12 protein-coding genes are annotated in these 14,166 nt (G+C 66.0%); 10 read left to right on the forward strand and 2 right to left on the reverse strand.

From position 1 onward, the window contains the following. Positions 1 to 49: 49 nt before the first annotated feature. Complete coding sequence (locus B0684_RS08220) at positions 50 to 583, reverse strand: lipocalin family protein (RefSeq protein ID WP_018649831.1); 534 nt, start codon at positions 581 to 583, stop codon at positions 50 to 52. A gap of 98 nt (positions 584 to 681) precedes the next feature. After that, positions 682 to 2,793 carry a DUF1631 family protein gene (locus B0684_RS08225; RefSeq protein WP_018168582.1) on the reverse strand — a complete coding sequence of 704 codons (2,112 nt, stop codon included), beginning with the start codon at positions 2,791 to 2,793 and terminating at the stop codon, positions 682 to 684. A gap of 275 nt (positions 2,794 to 3,068) precedes the next feature. Here B0684_RS08225 and B0684_RS08230 point away from each other — a divergent pair, with 275 nt between their 5' ends. From B0684_RS08230 to B0684_RS08275, 10 genes are all read left to right on the forward strand, one after another. Continuing rightward, on the forward strand, positions 3,069 to 4,106 hold the full coding sequence (locus B0684_RS08230; RefSeq protein WP_018168583.1) for an SAM-dependent methyltransferase: 1,038 nt from the start codon (positions 3,069 to 3,071) through the stop codon (positions 4,104 to 4,106). Positions 4,107 to 4,109: 3 nt separating this feature from the next. Further along, positions 4,110 to 4,883, forward strand: a complete 774-nt coding sequence (locus tag B0684_RS08235) for a DUF1295 domain-containing protein (RefSeq protein ID WP_018168584.1) — start codon at positions 4,110 to 4,112, stop codon at positions 4,881 to 4,883. A 186-nt stretch (positions 4,884 to 5,069) separates the two neighbouring features. Then, the gene (gene minC, locus B0684_RS08240; RefSeq protein ID WP_018168585.1) at positions 5,070 to 5,792 is read left to right on the forward strand and encodes a septum site-determining protein MinC; all 723 of its coding nucleotides are present in this window, start codon (positions 5,070 to 5,072) and stop codon (positions 5,790 to 5,792) included. Positions 5,793 to 5,883: 91 nt separating this feature from the next. Continuing rightward, positions 5,884 to 6,693, forward strand: a complete 810-nt coding sequence (gene minD / locus B0684_RS08245) for a septum site-determining protein MinD (protein ID WP_018144362.1) — start codon at positions 5,884 to 5,886, stop codon at positions 6,691 to 6,693. Positions 6,694 to 6,695: 2 nt separating this feature from the next. Further along, on the forward strand, positions 6,696 to 6,953 hold the full coding sequence (minE, locus tag B0684_RS08250; RefSeq protein ID WP_018937842.1) for a cell division topological specificity factor MinE: 258 nt from the start codon (positions 6,696 to 6,698) through the stop codon (positions 6,951 to 6,953). 4 nt (positions 6,954 to 6,957) lie between these two features. Continuing rightward, positions 6,958 to 7,965: an NAD-dependent epimerase gene (locus B0684_RS08255; protein WP_018168586.1), complete on the forward strand. Its 1,008-nt coding sequence runs from the start codon at positions 6,958 to 6,960 to the stop codon at positions 7,963 to 7,965. Between the two features lie 173 nt (positions 7,966 to 8,138). After that, positions 8,139 to 8,813, forward strand: coding sequence for a type 1 glutamine amidotransferase domain-containing protein (locus B0684_RS08260; protein WP_018168587.1), 675 nt, complete (start codon positions 8,139 to 8,141; stop codon positions 8,811 to 8,813). A gap of 89 nt (positions 8,814 to 8,902) precedes the next feature. Then, on the forward strand, positions 8,903 to 9,655 hold the full coding sequence (locus tag B0684_RS08265; protein ID WP_018168588.1) for a TetR/AcrR family transcriptional regulator: 753 nt from the start codon (positions 8,903 to 8,905) through the stop codon (positions 9,653 to 9,655). Between the two features lie 81 nt (positions 9,656 to 9,736). Beyond that, positions 9,737 to 10,846 (forward strand): efflux RND transporter periplasmic adaptor subunit, encoded by a 1,110-nt coding sequence (locus B0684_RS08270; RefSeq protein ID WP_018168589.1) that lies wholly within the window; start codon positions 9,737 to 9,739, stop codon positions 10,844 to 10,846. 15 nt (positions 10,847 to 10,861) lie between these two features. Next, positions 10,862 to 13,960 (forward strand): efflux RND transporter permease subunit, encoded by a 3,099-nt coding sequence (locus B0684_RS08275; RefSeq protein WP_018168590.1) that lies wholly within the window; start codon positions 10,862 to 10,864, stop codon positions 13,958 to 13,960. Positions 13,961 to 14,166 lie beyond the last annotated feature (206 nt).

The following is a 14,166-nucleotide window of genomic DNA, read 5'->3' on the forward strand; positions in this document are numbered from 1 at the left end:
GCGACTCGAGCGCGAGCGTGTGCATTGATCAGTGTTTCCCAAGGGGACGTCAGTCGTCCCAGCGCTGGGGTACGCGCTGGATCTCGTCGGTGTCGTAGCCGAGCTCGTCCAGGTAGGCGAGGATGGCCTGGTAGTCGTCCTCGGGCATCTCCGGCTCGCGCGCCATGATCCAGACGTAGTCGCGTTTGCTGCGGCCGATGACCGTCTGGCTGTACGCCTCGTCGAGATAGATGATCAGGAACTCGGCCTTGAACGGCCACAGGAACCGCATGCCCCATTCGGCGTTGTCCTCGCTCTGCACGAAGCCCGTGGGGTTGTACTCGCGGCGCGGCCCGTCAAAGCCGCCCTTGTTGAACGAGAAGGTGGTGGCGATGGTGCCGTCGTCGTTCAGCGCGTACTGCTCCAGCGCGTTGTAGGCATCGCGCTCGAGGAAGGTGGGGATATTCGCGATCACGTACCAGTCGCCCATGTAGCGATCGAGGTCGACGTGGTCCACGGTCGGCATCTTCTGCGGGCTGCTGCATCCGGTCATCAGGATCCCCAGTACCAGGCCCGCGAACAGGGCCGCCAGTGTGCGTGTCATCGATGCATCCCAAAGGGGTTCGAGAGATGGACCGCGTCGCGGCGGAAAAGGTCCGGCTGGGGTGGCAGGTCGCGTGCCGAACCGGGCCAGGGTTGGACTCAGGCGGTCTGGCCGAGGCGCTGGTCCATCAGGTGATCGAACAGCGATTCTTCCGGAATGATCTGCGCGCGACCGCTGCGGAATTCGTGCGCCAGACCCTGAATACTGTGCTGGCGCTTGGCCCGTCCGGCGGCATCAGTGAACAGCAGGCGTCCGGCGTGACTGCCGCGCCAGACCAGCTTCATGCGCGTGACCTTGGTGCCGGCGGGGGAGGTGAACTGGATCCAGGTGCCGGAGATCAGGTTGTCGGCATGCTCGACATGCTCGTCGTCATGGTCGCGCATCAGGGACGGGTCGTCGTCCGGATGGCGCGGTGAACTGCCGAAGATGGAACCCGGGCGGGCGCTGGCTCGCTTGCGCGCCGGCTGCTCGGACCGTTCTTCGCTGGTGCCAGACTCGCCGGTTGGCCCAGTCGGCGCCTGTTCGGCTGGCGACTGCCGATCGGCGGTGGCGGAACGGCGTTTCCCGGCGGCGACCAGGTGGGCACTGACCAGGTCCTGCTTGATGCGGGCGCGCTCTTCCTTCGACAGCGGGGCGCGATCGAGGAAGGCGCGGATGCGGGCCAGGAGCGGGGCGGAGGACTGGAAGTCCGGCTCCTTCTGCATCAGCGCCAGCAGTTCGTGCAGCAGAGCCATCCCATCGTTGTCCGGGTTCGCCGGGTCCGCGGGGGCATCAGAGGACGCCGAAGTCTCGGCGTCTGCGGTCTTCTGGGCCGTCATCAGGGGTACCCAGGCATCCATCAGCTGCTCGCGCGCCTCGTCGGGGATGTCCTGGCCCATGGAGATCACGGTGCGCTCCACCGTGGATTCGACGCTGTAACGGATCTCCAGCGTGCGCTCTTCCTGCTGTGCCTCGGCCTGCTCGCTTGCTGCCTGGTGAACGATCTGCTCCTCGGCTGTCGCGAGTTCGTCCCGCAGTCGGTTCAGGGCCTCGTCAAAGGCAGCGCTGTCGCTAAGACCACCGTTGCGCACGCGCTCCACGTTCTCGAACACCAGGCGGGTGAGCGGCAGCTGTCGGGCCTCGTCCAGGGGCAGGTCGGGGTCGATGCGCAGCGCGATGTTCAGTAGCAGGCCGGTTATCTGGCGCGCCGGGTGTGTGCGATCGCGGAAGAAGTGGGTTTCGCGCATCGCGATACGCACCAGTGGCAGCTGCAGGTCGGCAAGCGGTTCGCGCAGGGCCGGGTTGAGGTCGTCCCGTTTCAGGATCAGGTCGAACAGACCCTGCAGCAGATCCATGATGAACGGTTCCAGCGTGCTGGCCGGGGATGTGTTCAACACGGTCGTGATGGCCTCGACCGGGCTGCCGGCGGGCACCTGTCCGGTTGCAGTCATTACCTGGCCGGCGAGCGGTACCTGGTACCCGAACTGGCCCCAGTGGCCCGATGCGGTGCCGGTCCCGCACAAGTCGGTCCCCGGCGGGGCGCCGGTGGGGGCGGTTTGTCCCGCGTTGGGGTCGCTGCGACCGGCCGGCCTGCGTGTCGTCTGGCGCACCTGGGGAACCGTGAAGCCGGCCTCGCGGAAGTCCTGCAGCAGCGCCTGCATTTCGGGCTGCATTTCCCGGAGCATGTCACGATCGAACCAGTGCAGGAGCAGCAGGCATTCGTCGGCGGACAGCGGGACGGCCTCCATAGCCTCGAGGAACGCCTCGCCCAGTGCGTGGGGGTGCCAGGGCGCGGCTTCGGGCGGCGTGGCCAGGTCATAATCCCGAGTGACCGTCTCCAGCGCGTCGATCTCCTCGGACAGGCTGGAGCGCGCGCTGGTGACGAGCTTGCGCAGGGCAACTTCACGTTCGGTGTCGGCGTCATCCATCAGGGACAATTCCAGGCCGTCACCGGTGAGGTCGCCTGCGCCCTCTGTTTCGTCAACAGAGATCAGGGCCGCGTGTAGTCGCTCGCGGAAGTGTTGCCTGATCGTCGAGCTCCCCATTCGAACCTGTCGCGACAGGGCGAAATTCTGGGCCGCCCGCTGCGAATCGATGGCCCGTTCGGAGGCCTCCATCAGGCGGTCGTCGAGGTCATTCAGAAAGGCGTCGTGTCGCTCCTGGACCGCCTTGAAAAAAGGTGCCCAGATGCGGTGGAGGGTGCGGGCCGGGATCCGTTGGGGTTGCGCCATGTCGGTTCAGTAGCTGAGATCAAGGTTGCCAATCTAGCACCCCGGCAAGCAAAGGTGTCAGTCACCCGCGACGTGTCCCTGGCTTGACGGGGAAACGCATGTTGGGCCCCGGGTCAACGAGGTTGATGTTGATTCATTCGCACGTTGGCGTTGATCCTTCTATCTTTCTACAAGCCCCGGCGCGGCGGGTGCCGGAGCTAGCACGCAAGGCCGACTCGAACGCCAAAGTGCGAACGGGTCAGTGTCTCCCTGAATATTGCAACAGAGGCCGACAGATGCAGCGGATGATCGAATGGGCGGAACAGGGACGGGTGCCGGACCCGCTCGTGCGGGCGGGGATTCGTCGGCTGCTGGCCGAGCGGCTGCGCGCGAGTGGTGCCCCGGCCGAAGAGGCGATGGAGCGGCGCTATGCGTTGATCGAGGCGATGCGCGCCGCGCCCGTGGCGTTGTCCACCGAGGTGGCGAACGAGCAGCACTACGAGGTTCCGACCGAATATTTCGAGCGTTGCCTCGGGCCGTGGCTGAAATACTCCTGCGCCTGGTGGCCAGAGGGCGTGGATGACCTGCGCGGGGCGGAGGCGGCCATGCTGCAGCTGACCTGCGAACGGGCAGGCCTCGAGAATGGGCAGCAGGTCCTGGAGTTGGGCTGTGGCTGGGGTTCGCTGTCGCTCTGGATGGCGGAGCAATACCCGCGGTCGCGCATCGTCTCGGTGTCCAACTCGGCGACCCAGCGGGCCTCGATCGAGGCCCGGCGGGATGCGCGCGGGCTGGAAAACCTGACGATCATGACCGCGGACATGAACACCTTTGCGCCGGAGCAGACCGGGTTCGACCGCGTGGTGTCGGTGGAGATGTTCGAGCACATGCGCAACTGGCCCGAGCTGTTGCGGCGCGTGGCGACCTGGTTGCGTCCGGGCGGGCAGTTGTTCATGCATGTCTTCGCCCATCGCGAGTTCGCCTACTTCTTCGAGAGCGAGGGCAAACACGACTGGATGGGGCAGTACTTCTTCCGCGACGGGTTGATGCCATCGGATGATCTGGCGCGGCATTTTCAGGAGGATCTGCGCGTGGTGCGCCAGTGGCGGGTGAACGGCCACCACTACGCGCGCACCCTGAACGCCTGGCTGGCGCGCCAGGACGCCGCGCGGGACGAGCTGATGCCATTGTTCGAACAGACCTACGGCGCACAGGATGCCGCGCTGTGGTTCCAGCGCTGGCGCATGTTCTACATGGCCTGCGCCGAATTGTTCGATTATCGCGGCGGGAACGAGTGGTTCGTGTCGCATATCCTGTTTCGCCGGCCCGAGGCCTAGCGGATGGCCGGTTGGGTGATGTTCCTGGTCGGGTTCGGCGCGGCGCTGGCCCTGATGACGGGGGTCTGGGCGACGAGCGTGCTGCGGCGCGACGCGAGCCTGGTGGACCGCTACTGGGGTCTGGGTTTCGTCCTGGTCACGCTGGTGTGGTGGGGGCTGGCCGGGTGGCCTCTGCTGGGGCTGTGGATCGTGATCCCGGTGCTGTTGTGGGGGCTGCGGCTGTCCGCCTTTATTACCTGGCGCAATTGGGACCACGGCGAGGACGGGCGTTACACGGACATGCGTGCGGGCCGAAGCGAGGGTGCCTTTGCCGCGCGCAGTTTGGTCACGATCTTCTGGTTGCAGGGCGCACTGGTGGCGGTGATCGGTCTGCCCATGCTGGCCGTGGTGCGGGCCGAGGTGGTGTGGTGGCCGCTGGCCGTCGCCGGGTTGCTGTTCTGGGCGGTGGGACTTTTTTTCGAGACGGTGGCGGATGCGCAGATGGCACGTTTTCGCGCCGATCCGGGCAATCGCGGGCAGGTGATGGATCGTGGCCTGTGGCGCTACAGCCGTCACCCCAACTATTTCGGGGAGATTGTGGTCTGGGTCGGGTTCGGCCTGCTCGCCCTGGCGGCGGGCGGCTGGTGGGCCGTTCCCTCGGCGGTGCTGATGATCCTGCTGATCCTGCGTGTGTCCGGTGTCACGTTGCTGGAAAGTCGTCTGCATGAATCCCGCCCCGGTTATGCCGACTACGTGCGCCGCACCAACACGCTGATCCCGGGCCCGCCGCGCAGCTGATGTGGCGGCAGGAGTGATCCCGCACCCTTGCTGTGCTTTCCCTGTCCGCGCTATAAAGCGCACGTCCTGTCCGGCGCTCCAGATGCCGGACGCCGCCCCTGTTTTGTGCACGTCACCGCCAGCGAGCCAGCCGATCCGATGAGCGCGTCCCCGAGTTCTGTCCAGGCCATTGAATTGAAAGGCCGCATGATGCTGGTCTCTGTGCTGCGCGTGTACCAGACCGATCCGCAGGTTCTGGGCGAGGTGCTGGCCGCGCGGCGCGACCAGGCCCCGGATCTGATGCGCGACATGCCCATCGTGCTCGATTTGGAGGCAGTGGCCGAGAGCCCGGAGTCCGACCTGCAGGCAACCATCGAGCGCGTACGCGCCGAGGGCTTCAAGCTGATCGGCCTGCAGGCAGGCGCCGCCGCCGAGCGCCTGCAGAGCTATGCCGAACTGTTCGACGTCCTGCCGGTGCTGCAACTGGGCGGGCGTGGCGGCGCACCCTCCGGCGAGGTGCCGCTGGAAGACGAGCCCCCGGCGCAGGACAAGGCCGTCGAGCCCGAGCAGGAACGCCCGCCGACCGCCGTGGCGGCGGTCCACAGCGCGACTCGTATCGTCGATCAACCGGTGCGTTCCGGGCAGCAGATCTACGCCCGCGGGGGGGACCTGATCGTGACCGGCGCAGTCTCGCCGGGCGCCGAACTGCTGGCGGACGGGCATATCCATGTGCTGGGTCCGTTACGTGGGCGTGCGCTGGCCGGGGTGCGCGGTCTGGTGACCGCGCGTATCTTCTGTCGGCGCCTGGACGCCGAGCTGTTGTCCATCGCCGGACACTACCGGATCGCCGAAGACATCACGGAAGCCGAACGCGGCGAGAATCGGCTGGTGACACTGGACGACGAAAGCCTCAAGATCGCGGAGATCTGACCGGCCACCTGCCGGTCACGAATGACAGGAACCCGTCCGCACGCCCCGGGAACACCGGGCGCGTGCAAGACGACAAGGAGCTACCGCCAACATGGCACGTATCGTAGTGATTACCTCCGGCAAGGGCGGGGTGGGCAAGACCACCACCTCGGCCGCGATTGCCACTGGCCTGGCCCAGCGCGGTCACAAGACCGTCGTGATCGATTTCGACGTCGGTCTGCGCAACCTCGATCTGATCATGGGCTGCGAGCGGCGCGTGGTGTACGACTTCGTCAACGTGATCAACGGCGATGCGAACCTGAAGCAGGCCCTGATCCGCGACAAGCGTGTGGACAACCTCTACATCCTTCCCGCCTCGCAGACCCGCGACAAGGACGCCCTGAGCCAGGATGGCGTGGAGCGCGTGCTGAACGAATTGTCCGGCGACTTTGACTTTATCGTCTGCGACAGCCCGGCCGGGATCGAGCGCGGCGCACTGATGGCCGCCTACTTTGCCGACGAGGCGATCGTGGTGACCAACCCCGAGGTTTCCTCGGTGCGCGACTCCGACCGCATCCTCGGCATCCTGGCGAGCAAGACGCGCAAGGTGGAGCAAGGCGGTGAGCCGATCGAGGGCAAGCTGCTGCTGACGCGTTACTCCGCCGAGCGCGCCGAACGCGGCGAGATGCTGAGCATCGAGGATGTCGGCGAGATCCTGGCGATCGAACTCCTGGGCGTGATCCCGGAATCCCAGGCGGTGCTGAATGCCTCGAACGCCGGACAGCCGGTGGTGCTGGACGAGGAATCCGACGCCGGGCAGGCCTACCAGGACGCGGTGGACCGGTTCCTGGGCGAGGAACGCCCGCTGCGCTTTGTCGATGTACCGAAGAAGGGCTTCTTCGGGCGCCTGTTCAAGGGTTGATCATGGGGATTTTCGATTACTTCCGTCAGCCGCGGCAGAAGAGCGCCAGCGTTGCCAAAGAGCGCCTGCAGATCATCGTGGCGCGCGAGCGTGCGGCGCGCTCCGGGCCCGACTACCTCCCGGCCATGCAGCAGGAGCTGCTGCAGGTGATCCGCAAATACGTTCAGGTAGACGACGAGGCCGTGCAGATGAACGTGGACCGCGAAGGGGACTGCGAGGTCCTCGAGCTGAACATTACCCTGCCGGACGACCAGGACTAACGCGATGAAAGTTCTTGTGACCGGCTCGGCCGGCTTCATCGGCAGCGCCCTGAGCCTGCGCCTGCTGGAGCGTGGCGACCAGGTGGTCGGCGTCGACAATCTGAATGACTACTACGACGTCTCGCTGAAGGAGGCGCGCCTGGCGCGCACCCAGGACCACCCGAACTTCACCGAGGTGCGCGAGGACATCGCCGATCGCGCCGCGATGGAGCGGGTGTTCCGCGAGCACCGCCCGCAGCGGGTGGTGAACCTGGCGGCCCAGGCCGGCGTGCGCTATTCACTGGAGAACCCGGCGGCCTATGTCGACACCAACCTGGTCGGTTTCGGCAACATCCTGGAAGGCTGCCGGCATAACGGCGTCGAGCACCTGGTCTATGCCAGCTCGAGCTCGGTCTACGGCGCCAACACCACCATGCCGTTCTCGGTGCACGACAACGTCGATCACCCGCTGAGCCTGTACGCCGCCAGCAAGAAGGCCAACGAGCTGATGGCGCATACCTACAGCCATCTCTACGATCTGCCGGTGACCGGGCTGCGCTTCTTCACTGTCTACGGCCCCTGGGGCCGCCCGGACATGGCGCTGTTCATGTTCACCAAGAAGATCCTGGCGGGCGAGCCGATCGACGTCTTCAACTACGGCCACCACCGGCGCGACTTCACCTACATCGATGACATCGTCGAGGGTGTGATCCGCACCCTGGATCACGTGGCCCCGCGCAACCCCGACTGGAACGGGGCCGAGCCCGACTCGGCCACCAGCGCAGCCCCCTACCGCCTGTACAACATCGGCAACCACGAGCCGGTGGAGCTGATGCGCTACATCGAGGTGCTCGAAGAGTGCCTGGGCAAGAAGGCCGAGAAGAACCTCCTGCCGCTGCAGCCGGGGGATGTGCCGGACACCTATGCCGATGTCGAGGCCCTGCGTCAGGACGTGGGCTATGCCCCCGCGACCGCGGTGGAAGATGGCATCGCCCGCTTCGTCGAGTGGTATCGCGAGTACTACCGCGTCTGATGCCCAGCCCGCGGCTATCCGGCCGCGCGGTTCTTCGGGTCTCTCGTTTGCTTGATCCTTCCGCGTCTGTTTTTCGCCGTCAGACTCGCTGCTCGTTCACCCAGGCCTTGCACACCAGGAACCTGTAGCCGGCCGGCGAGTCCACCGGAGACATGGATGCAAGGAGACAAGGGATGAGCCAGACGATTCTGATGGTAGTAACCAGTCACGGCGAGATCGCTCCAGGCCAGGCGACGGGCGTATGGTTCGACGAGTTCGCCGAGCCTTATGATCGCTTTCGCAAGGCGGGTTTCGAGGTCAAGGTGGCCAGTCCGAAGGGCGGCCCCGTGCCGCTGGATCCGAAAAGCCTGGAGGCCAGTCATGCGGGCCCCGCGGCGGTGGCCGCGCAGGAGGCCCTGGATGACACCATCGCGCTGACTGAGCACACGAACCATGGGGCCTATGCCGCGATCTTCTTTCCCGGCGGTCACGGCACCATGTTCGATCTGCCGGACAACCCGCATGTCCAGCGGCTGGTCGCGGAATTCATGGACAACGACAAGGTGGTTGGCGCCGTCTGTCACGGGCCGGCCTGTCTGGTCGGTGCGATGCTGGCGGATGGCACTTCCGCGGTGAAGGGGCGCAAGGTGGCGGCCTTCACCAACAGCGAGGAGAAGGCGGTCCAGCTGGACACTGCGATGCCGTTCCTGCTGCAGGACAAGCTGCAGGAGCTCGGCGGCGAGGTGGATACCGCCGACGACTGGGCCGATCACGTGGTGGTGGACGGCAAGCTGGTGACCGGGCAAAACCCGCAGTCCAGCAAGAGTGTCGCCGACGCGATCGTGCGGCTGTTGCGCGAGACGGGCTGAATACTCGAATCGGGGGGCCGGGGCATGCTGTCCCCGGCCTTTTTCGGGACCTAACTCGAATCGGGTTCAAAAAACGTAGTGGGTTCGATATGCTGAGCGCCATGACTACCGGGGATCGCAAACGCCGCGAGCGCGAGACGCGCGAGGCGCTGTTCATCGAGCGGGCGCACGAGCGCATCCGCGAGGAGGGCCTGCTGGCCCTGCAGATGTCGAAGCTGGCGGCGGACTGCGAGTATGCGACCGGTACGCTGTACCAGCACTTCGAGTCGAAAGAGGATCTGCTGGCGGCGGTCGCGGCACGCACCACGCTGCAACGGGCGGCGCTTTTCCGGGCCATCCCCGAGCTCTCCCTGGGCACGCGCTCGCGCATGCTGGCGATCGTGCTGACCGACATCGATTTTGCCGCGCAAAACCCCGACTACTATCGCCTGACCCAGTACCTGGTGACCGAGGTGGTCTGGGCGAATGTGTCGGCTCCGCGCCGCATGGCATTGCTGGAGGCCGGGAAGCCGATCAGCGAGGCGGTGCATGCGGTGGTGGCCGAGGCGCGTGACCGCGGCGACCTGCCGCCGGCCCGCGAGATCTCCGAAGACGAGATGGGGCTGGGCCCCTGGGCGCTGAACGTGGGGATGCAGAGCCTTGCCAATGCGCAGGGGTTGCTGGATGCCTACGACATCCATCGGCCCTATGACCACCTCATCCGGCATTTCCATGCCCTGATGACCGGCTGGCGCTGGGAGCCGCGGCTGGATCCGGACGAGCCCACGGTGGTTCGGGCGGAGACGGCGCGCGTGCGTGCCGCCCTGCGCGATGCAGGTCTCTGCGACCCGGGCGCTGTTTAGAGTCCGGCGACGGGCGAGTCTGTTGAACTCATTTCATGATGCCGGTGGGAATGCCCCCGCCGGTGTCTCCAGGAGACCCTGATGAAGCGTTTTATCCTCATGCTGGTGGCGGTGGCCATCGTGCTCGGCGGTATTTTCGGCTTCAAGGCCTTTGTCGATCAGCAGATCGCAGAGTACTTCGAAGATATGCCGGAGCCCGTGGTGACCATCAACGCCGCAGAGGTGTCGACGGACTCCTGGACTCCGCAGGTGCGTGCGATCGGTAGCCTGGAGGCCGTGCAGGGCGCGACCCTGAGCTTCGAGGCGCAGGGCATTGTCCAGGCGATCCACTTCGAGAACGGGGCGCGGGTCGAGGCCGGCGATCCGCTGGTGGACCTGGATACCACCCTGGACGAGGCCGAGCTCGACAACCTGCGGGCCGGCGAGCGCCTGGCGCGCCGCGAGCTGGAGCGCGCCAGGGGCCTGATCGAGCGCAACGACATCTCGGATTCGGAATTTCAGCGCCGGGTCGCCGAGGCCGAGCAGGCCCAGGCCTCGGTGAAGGCGCAGGAGGCGCGCATCCGGCAGAAGAGCCTGCGCGCGCCGTTCGCGGGCGAGCTGGGTATCCGCGAGGTGAGCGTCGGGCAGTTCGTCGGGCCCGGGGATCCGATCGTGGTGCTGGAGGCGTTGCAGCCGCTGTATGTGAATTTCACCCTGCCGGAGCGCCGCCTGGGCGAGATCGCCCTGGGTCAGGACGTCCGTGTGGAGGTGGATGCCTTTGGCGAAGAGTTCACCGGCGAGGTCACGGCCATCGAGCCGCGGGTCCGCGCGGCCTCGCGCATGTTCCGCGTGCAGGCCCTGCTGGAAAACGAACAGGGTCGCCTGCGTGCGGGGCAGTTCGCCCGGGTGACGCTGGATCGCGGGGAGTCCGAGGAGGCGGTGGTCGCGCCGCAGACCGCGATCCGCTTTGCGCCCTGGGGGCAATCGGTATTCGTGATCGCGGAGGACGACGAAGGCCAGCTGCGGGTGGAACAACGCCTGATCGAGACCGGCGCGCGCCGCGGTGATCTGGTGCAGGTCCTTGACGGGCTGGAGCCGGGTGAGCGTATCGCGGCCAGTGGCCTGCTCAAGCTGCAAAACGACTCCCCGGTCGAGATCACCGAGGATGCCCAGCCCGATGCCGAGCGCGACCCGCGCCCGGCGAACCGCTAGAGCGGGGTCGCTGGCATGCGCTTTACCGATATCTTCATCCAGAAGCCGGTGCTCGCCACGGTGGTGAGTCTGTTCATCCTGTTGTTCGGGGTGCGCGCGGTATTTGACCTGAACGTGCGCCAGTTCCCCGAGGTGCAGAACGCGGTGGTGACCGTCAGCACCGCGTATATCGGCGCGGATGCCGATCTGGTGCAGGGCTTCATCACCACGCCGATGGAGCGCGAGGTGGCCGAGGCCGAGGGGATCGATTACCTCGTCTCCACCAGCCGCGCGGGGATCAGCATCGTCGAGGCCCATCTGGAGCTGGACTACGATCCCAACGTGGCCCTGACGCAGATCGCGGCCCAGGTGGACAAGATTCGCAGCGACCTGCCGGCGGAGGCCGAGGACTCGGTGGTGGATCTGTCCGTGGGGCAGGACGTGGCCGCAATGTACATGTCGTTCTACTCCGAACGGCTGTCCAACAACCAGACCACCGATTACCTGATCCGCGAGGTGCAGCCGGAACTGGCGACCATCAACGGCGTGCAGCGAGCCGAGATCCTGGGTGCCCAGAGCTTTGCGATGCGCGCCTGGCTGGATGCCGATCGCATGGCCGCCTTCGGTGTGACCGGGCGCGACGTGCGCGAGGCCCTGGAGCGCAACAATGTGCTGTCCGCCGTGGGCCAGACGCGGGGTTCCATGGTTGGGCTGGACCTGACGGCGGATACCGATCTGAGTCGTCCGGAGGAGTTCGAGCAGTTGATCCTGTTCGAGACCGACGGCGACCTGGTGCGCCTGGGCGACGTGGCCGAGGTGGAGCTGGGCTCGGAGAATTACGACACCTCGGTGCGCTTCAATGGCGAGGCGGCCACCTTCGTCGGTATCGAGATGGCGCCGGATGCCAACGCCCTGGACGTGATTGCCGAGGTCCGCGACGTATTCGACGAGCGCATCCTGCCGCGCCTGCCCTCGGGGCTGGAAGGGGAGATCGTCTACGACTCCACGGACTACATCCAGAGTGCGATCGACGAGGTGCTGGTGACCATCGGCCTGGCGCTGGGGATCGTGCTGGTGGTGATCTACCTGTTCCTCGGCTCGTTGCGCAGCGTGATTATCCCGGCCGTAGCGGTGCCGCTGTCGCTGGTGGGCACCTTCATGCTGATGCTGCTGATGGGGTTCTCGCTGAACCTGTTGACCCTGCTGGCGATGGTGCTGGCCATCGGCATCGTGGTGGATGACGCCATCATCATGCTGGAGAACATCTCCCGCCATATCGAGGAGGGGATGTCGCGCATGGACGCGGCGATCCAGGGGGCGCGCGAACTCGCCTGGCCGATCGTGGCGATGTCGACCACCCTGGTGGCGGTGTTCCTGCCGCTGGGCTTCATCGGCGGGCTGACCGGGACGCTCTTCATCGAGTTCGCGTTCACCCTGGCGGCGACTGTCGTGATCTCGGGCATTGTCGCGATCACGTTGTCGCCGATGATGTGCTCGAAGATCCTGCGCGATGGCGCCACCGAGAAGCGCGGACGGATCGAAGGCTGGCTGGATGCACGCTTCGACTCCCTCCAGCAACGCTATCGTCGGCGCCTGCATGGGGCGCTGAATGACCGCTTCACCATCGCGGTGTTCGGTGCCATCGTGCTGGTGTCCTGCTACTTCCTGTTCGTCACCTCGCAGAGCGAGCTGGAGCCGCCGGAGGACCAGGGCTTCGCGTTCTCCATCATGGAAGGCGACGCCTACATGGGCCTGGACTGGCTGGAACGCAACACCGAGTTGACCGACCGCTTCTTCGACGAAATCCCGGAGCTCGATAACATCTTTATCGTGAACGGTTTTGGCGGAGGCCCGGGCATCGCCGGTGCCGGCAACCAGGCCCTGGGCGGTTTCGTCCTCGCACCCTGGGATCAGCGTGATCGGGATACCGAGACCATCCTGCAGGAGGAGCTGCAGCCACGCCTGGACCGCATCCCGGCGCTGGAGGTGTTCGCGATCCAGCCGCCGCAGCTGCCCACTCCGGGCGACGGTGCACCGGTCAGTGTGGTCCTCGGCTCCACCGGTTCGTTCGAGGAGCTGGAGCAGTTCGCCAGCGAGATCATGCAGCGGGCGATGGCGACCGGGCGCTTTATCTTCATGGACTCCGATCTCGACTTCGATCAGCCGCAGGTGGATCTCAAGATCGACCGCGAACGCGCCGCCCAGCTCGGGATCGACATGGCCACGCTCAATGCCGATCTGGCAACCATGCTGTCTGGCGGGTTTGCCGGGCGCTTCGCGATGGAGAACCGCAGCTATCGCGTGATCCCCCAGGTGCAGCGCAGCGAGCGCCTGAATCCGGAGCAGCTGGAAGAGTTGTTCACGCGTACCCGTGACGGCGAGCCGATCCCGTTATCCAGCATCGTGACACTGGAAGAAACGGTGACCCCGCGCTCGCTCAAGCGCTTCCAGCAGCTCAATGCCGTGACCCTGTCGGGCGTGCCGCGGCCGGGGGTGACCCTGGGCGAGGCGCTGGACATCGTCGACGAGATTGCCGCCGACGTGCTCCCACCGGATGTCAGTGTCGACTATGCCGGACAGTCGCGTCAGCTGAAGGCCGAGGGCAGTGAGCTGGTGGTCACCTTCTTCTTTGCCCTGTTGGTGATCTTCCTGGTCCTGGCTGCTCAGTTCGAGTCATTCCGCGACCCGTTGATCATTCTGACCACGGTGCCGATGTCGATCGCCGGGGCACTGATCTTCATCAGCCTTGGGGTGACTTCGCTGAATATCTATACCCAGGTGGGCCTGCTGACCCTGATCGGCCTGATTGCCAAGCACGGCATTCTGATCGTGGAGTTCGCCAACCAGCTGCAACGCCAGGGCCGGACGCTGCGCGAAGCCATCGAGGAGGCGTCGGCCCTGCGCCTGCGGCCGATCCTGATGACCACCACCGCGACCGTGGTGGCGATGGTGCCCTTGCTGATGGCCGCCGGGGCCGGTGCCGGCTCGCGTTTCGCGATGGGCCTGGTGATCGCGAGCGGCATGGCGATCGGGACACTGTTCACCCTGTTCGTGGTGCCCGCCATCTATCTCTACCTGGCGCGGGATCACCATGCCGCCGGTGACGGAGAGCCCGCCACTGCCTCCACGTCCTGATACCCGGGGTCGTTGCTGCGTGACGGGGCGTTCCCGGCGGCCCGTCACAGGGCCTGTGCGGCGGGTCGCGCCGAAGGCATGCAACGGCTACGGTCTTCGACTACAATCGACGTCCGCAATGGGTCGCGGTCGGCGTTTCGGCGCCTGACTGCATCCTTGCGAACCCGAACCCCTGCCGGTCAGCGGCCCTCCCGCTGCCCGGCTTT

It is taken from the genome of Thioalkalivibrio versutus, assembly GCF_001999325.1.
In the GTDB taxonomy this organism is placed as follows: domain Bacteria; phylum Pseudomonadota; class Gammaproteobacteria; order Ectothiorhodospirales; family Ectothiorhodospiraceae; genus Thioalkalivibrio; species Thioalkalivibrio versutus.

Excerpts from the sequence above, each read along its gene's own strand:
- B0684_RS08220 (WP_018649831.1), bottom strand. The coding sequence starts at position 583 with ATGACACGCACACTGGCGGCCCTGTTCGCGGGCCTGGTACTGGGGATC.
- B0684_RS08225 (WP_018168582.1), bottom strand. The coding sequence starts at position 2,793 with ATGGCGCAACCCCAACGGATCCCGGCCCGCACCCTCCACCGCATCTGG.
- B0684_RS08230 (WP_018168583.1), top strand. The coding sequence starts at position 3,069 with ATGCAGCGGATGATCGAATGGGCGGAACAGGGACGGGTGCCGGACCCG.
- B0684_RS08235 (WP_018168584.1), top strand. The coding sequence starts at position 4,110 with ATGGCCGGTTGGGTGATGTTCCTGGTCGGGTTCGGCGCGGCGCTGGCC.
- minC (WP_018168585.1), top strand. The coding sequence starts at position 5,070 with ATGATGCTGGTCTCTGTGCTGCGCGTGTACCAGACCGATCCGCAGGTT.
- minD (WP_018144362.1), top strand. The coding sequence starts at position 5,884 with ATGGCACGTATCGTAGTGATTACCTCCGGCAAGGGCGGGGTGGGCAAG.
- minE (WP_018937842.1), top strand. The coding sequence starts at position 6,696 with ATGGGGATTTTCGATTACTTCCGTCAGCCGCGGCAGAAGAGCGCCAGC.
- B0684_RS08255 (WP_018168586.1), top strand. The coding sequence starts at position 6,958 with ATGAAAGTTCTTGTGACCGGCTCGGCCGGCTTCATCGGCAGCGCCCTG.
- B0684_RS08260 (WP_018168587.1), top strand. The coding sequence starts at position 8,139 with ATGAGCCAGACGATTCTGATGGTAGTAACCAGTCACGGCGAGATCGCT.
- B0684_RS08265 (WP_018168588.1), top strand. The coding sequence starts at position 8,903 with ATGCTGAGCGCCATGACTACCGGGGATCGCAAACGCCGCGAGCGCGAG.
- B0684_RS08270 (WP_018168589.1), top strand. The coding sequence starts at position 9,737 with ATGAAGCGTTTTATCCTCATGCTGGTGGCGGTGGCCATCGTGCTCGGC.
- B0684_RS08275 (WP_018168590.1), top strand. The coding sequence starts at position 10,862 with ATGCGCTTTACCGATATCTTCATCCAGAAGCCGGTGCTCGCCACGGTG.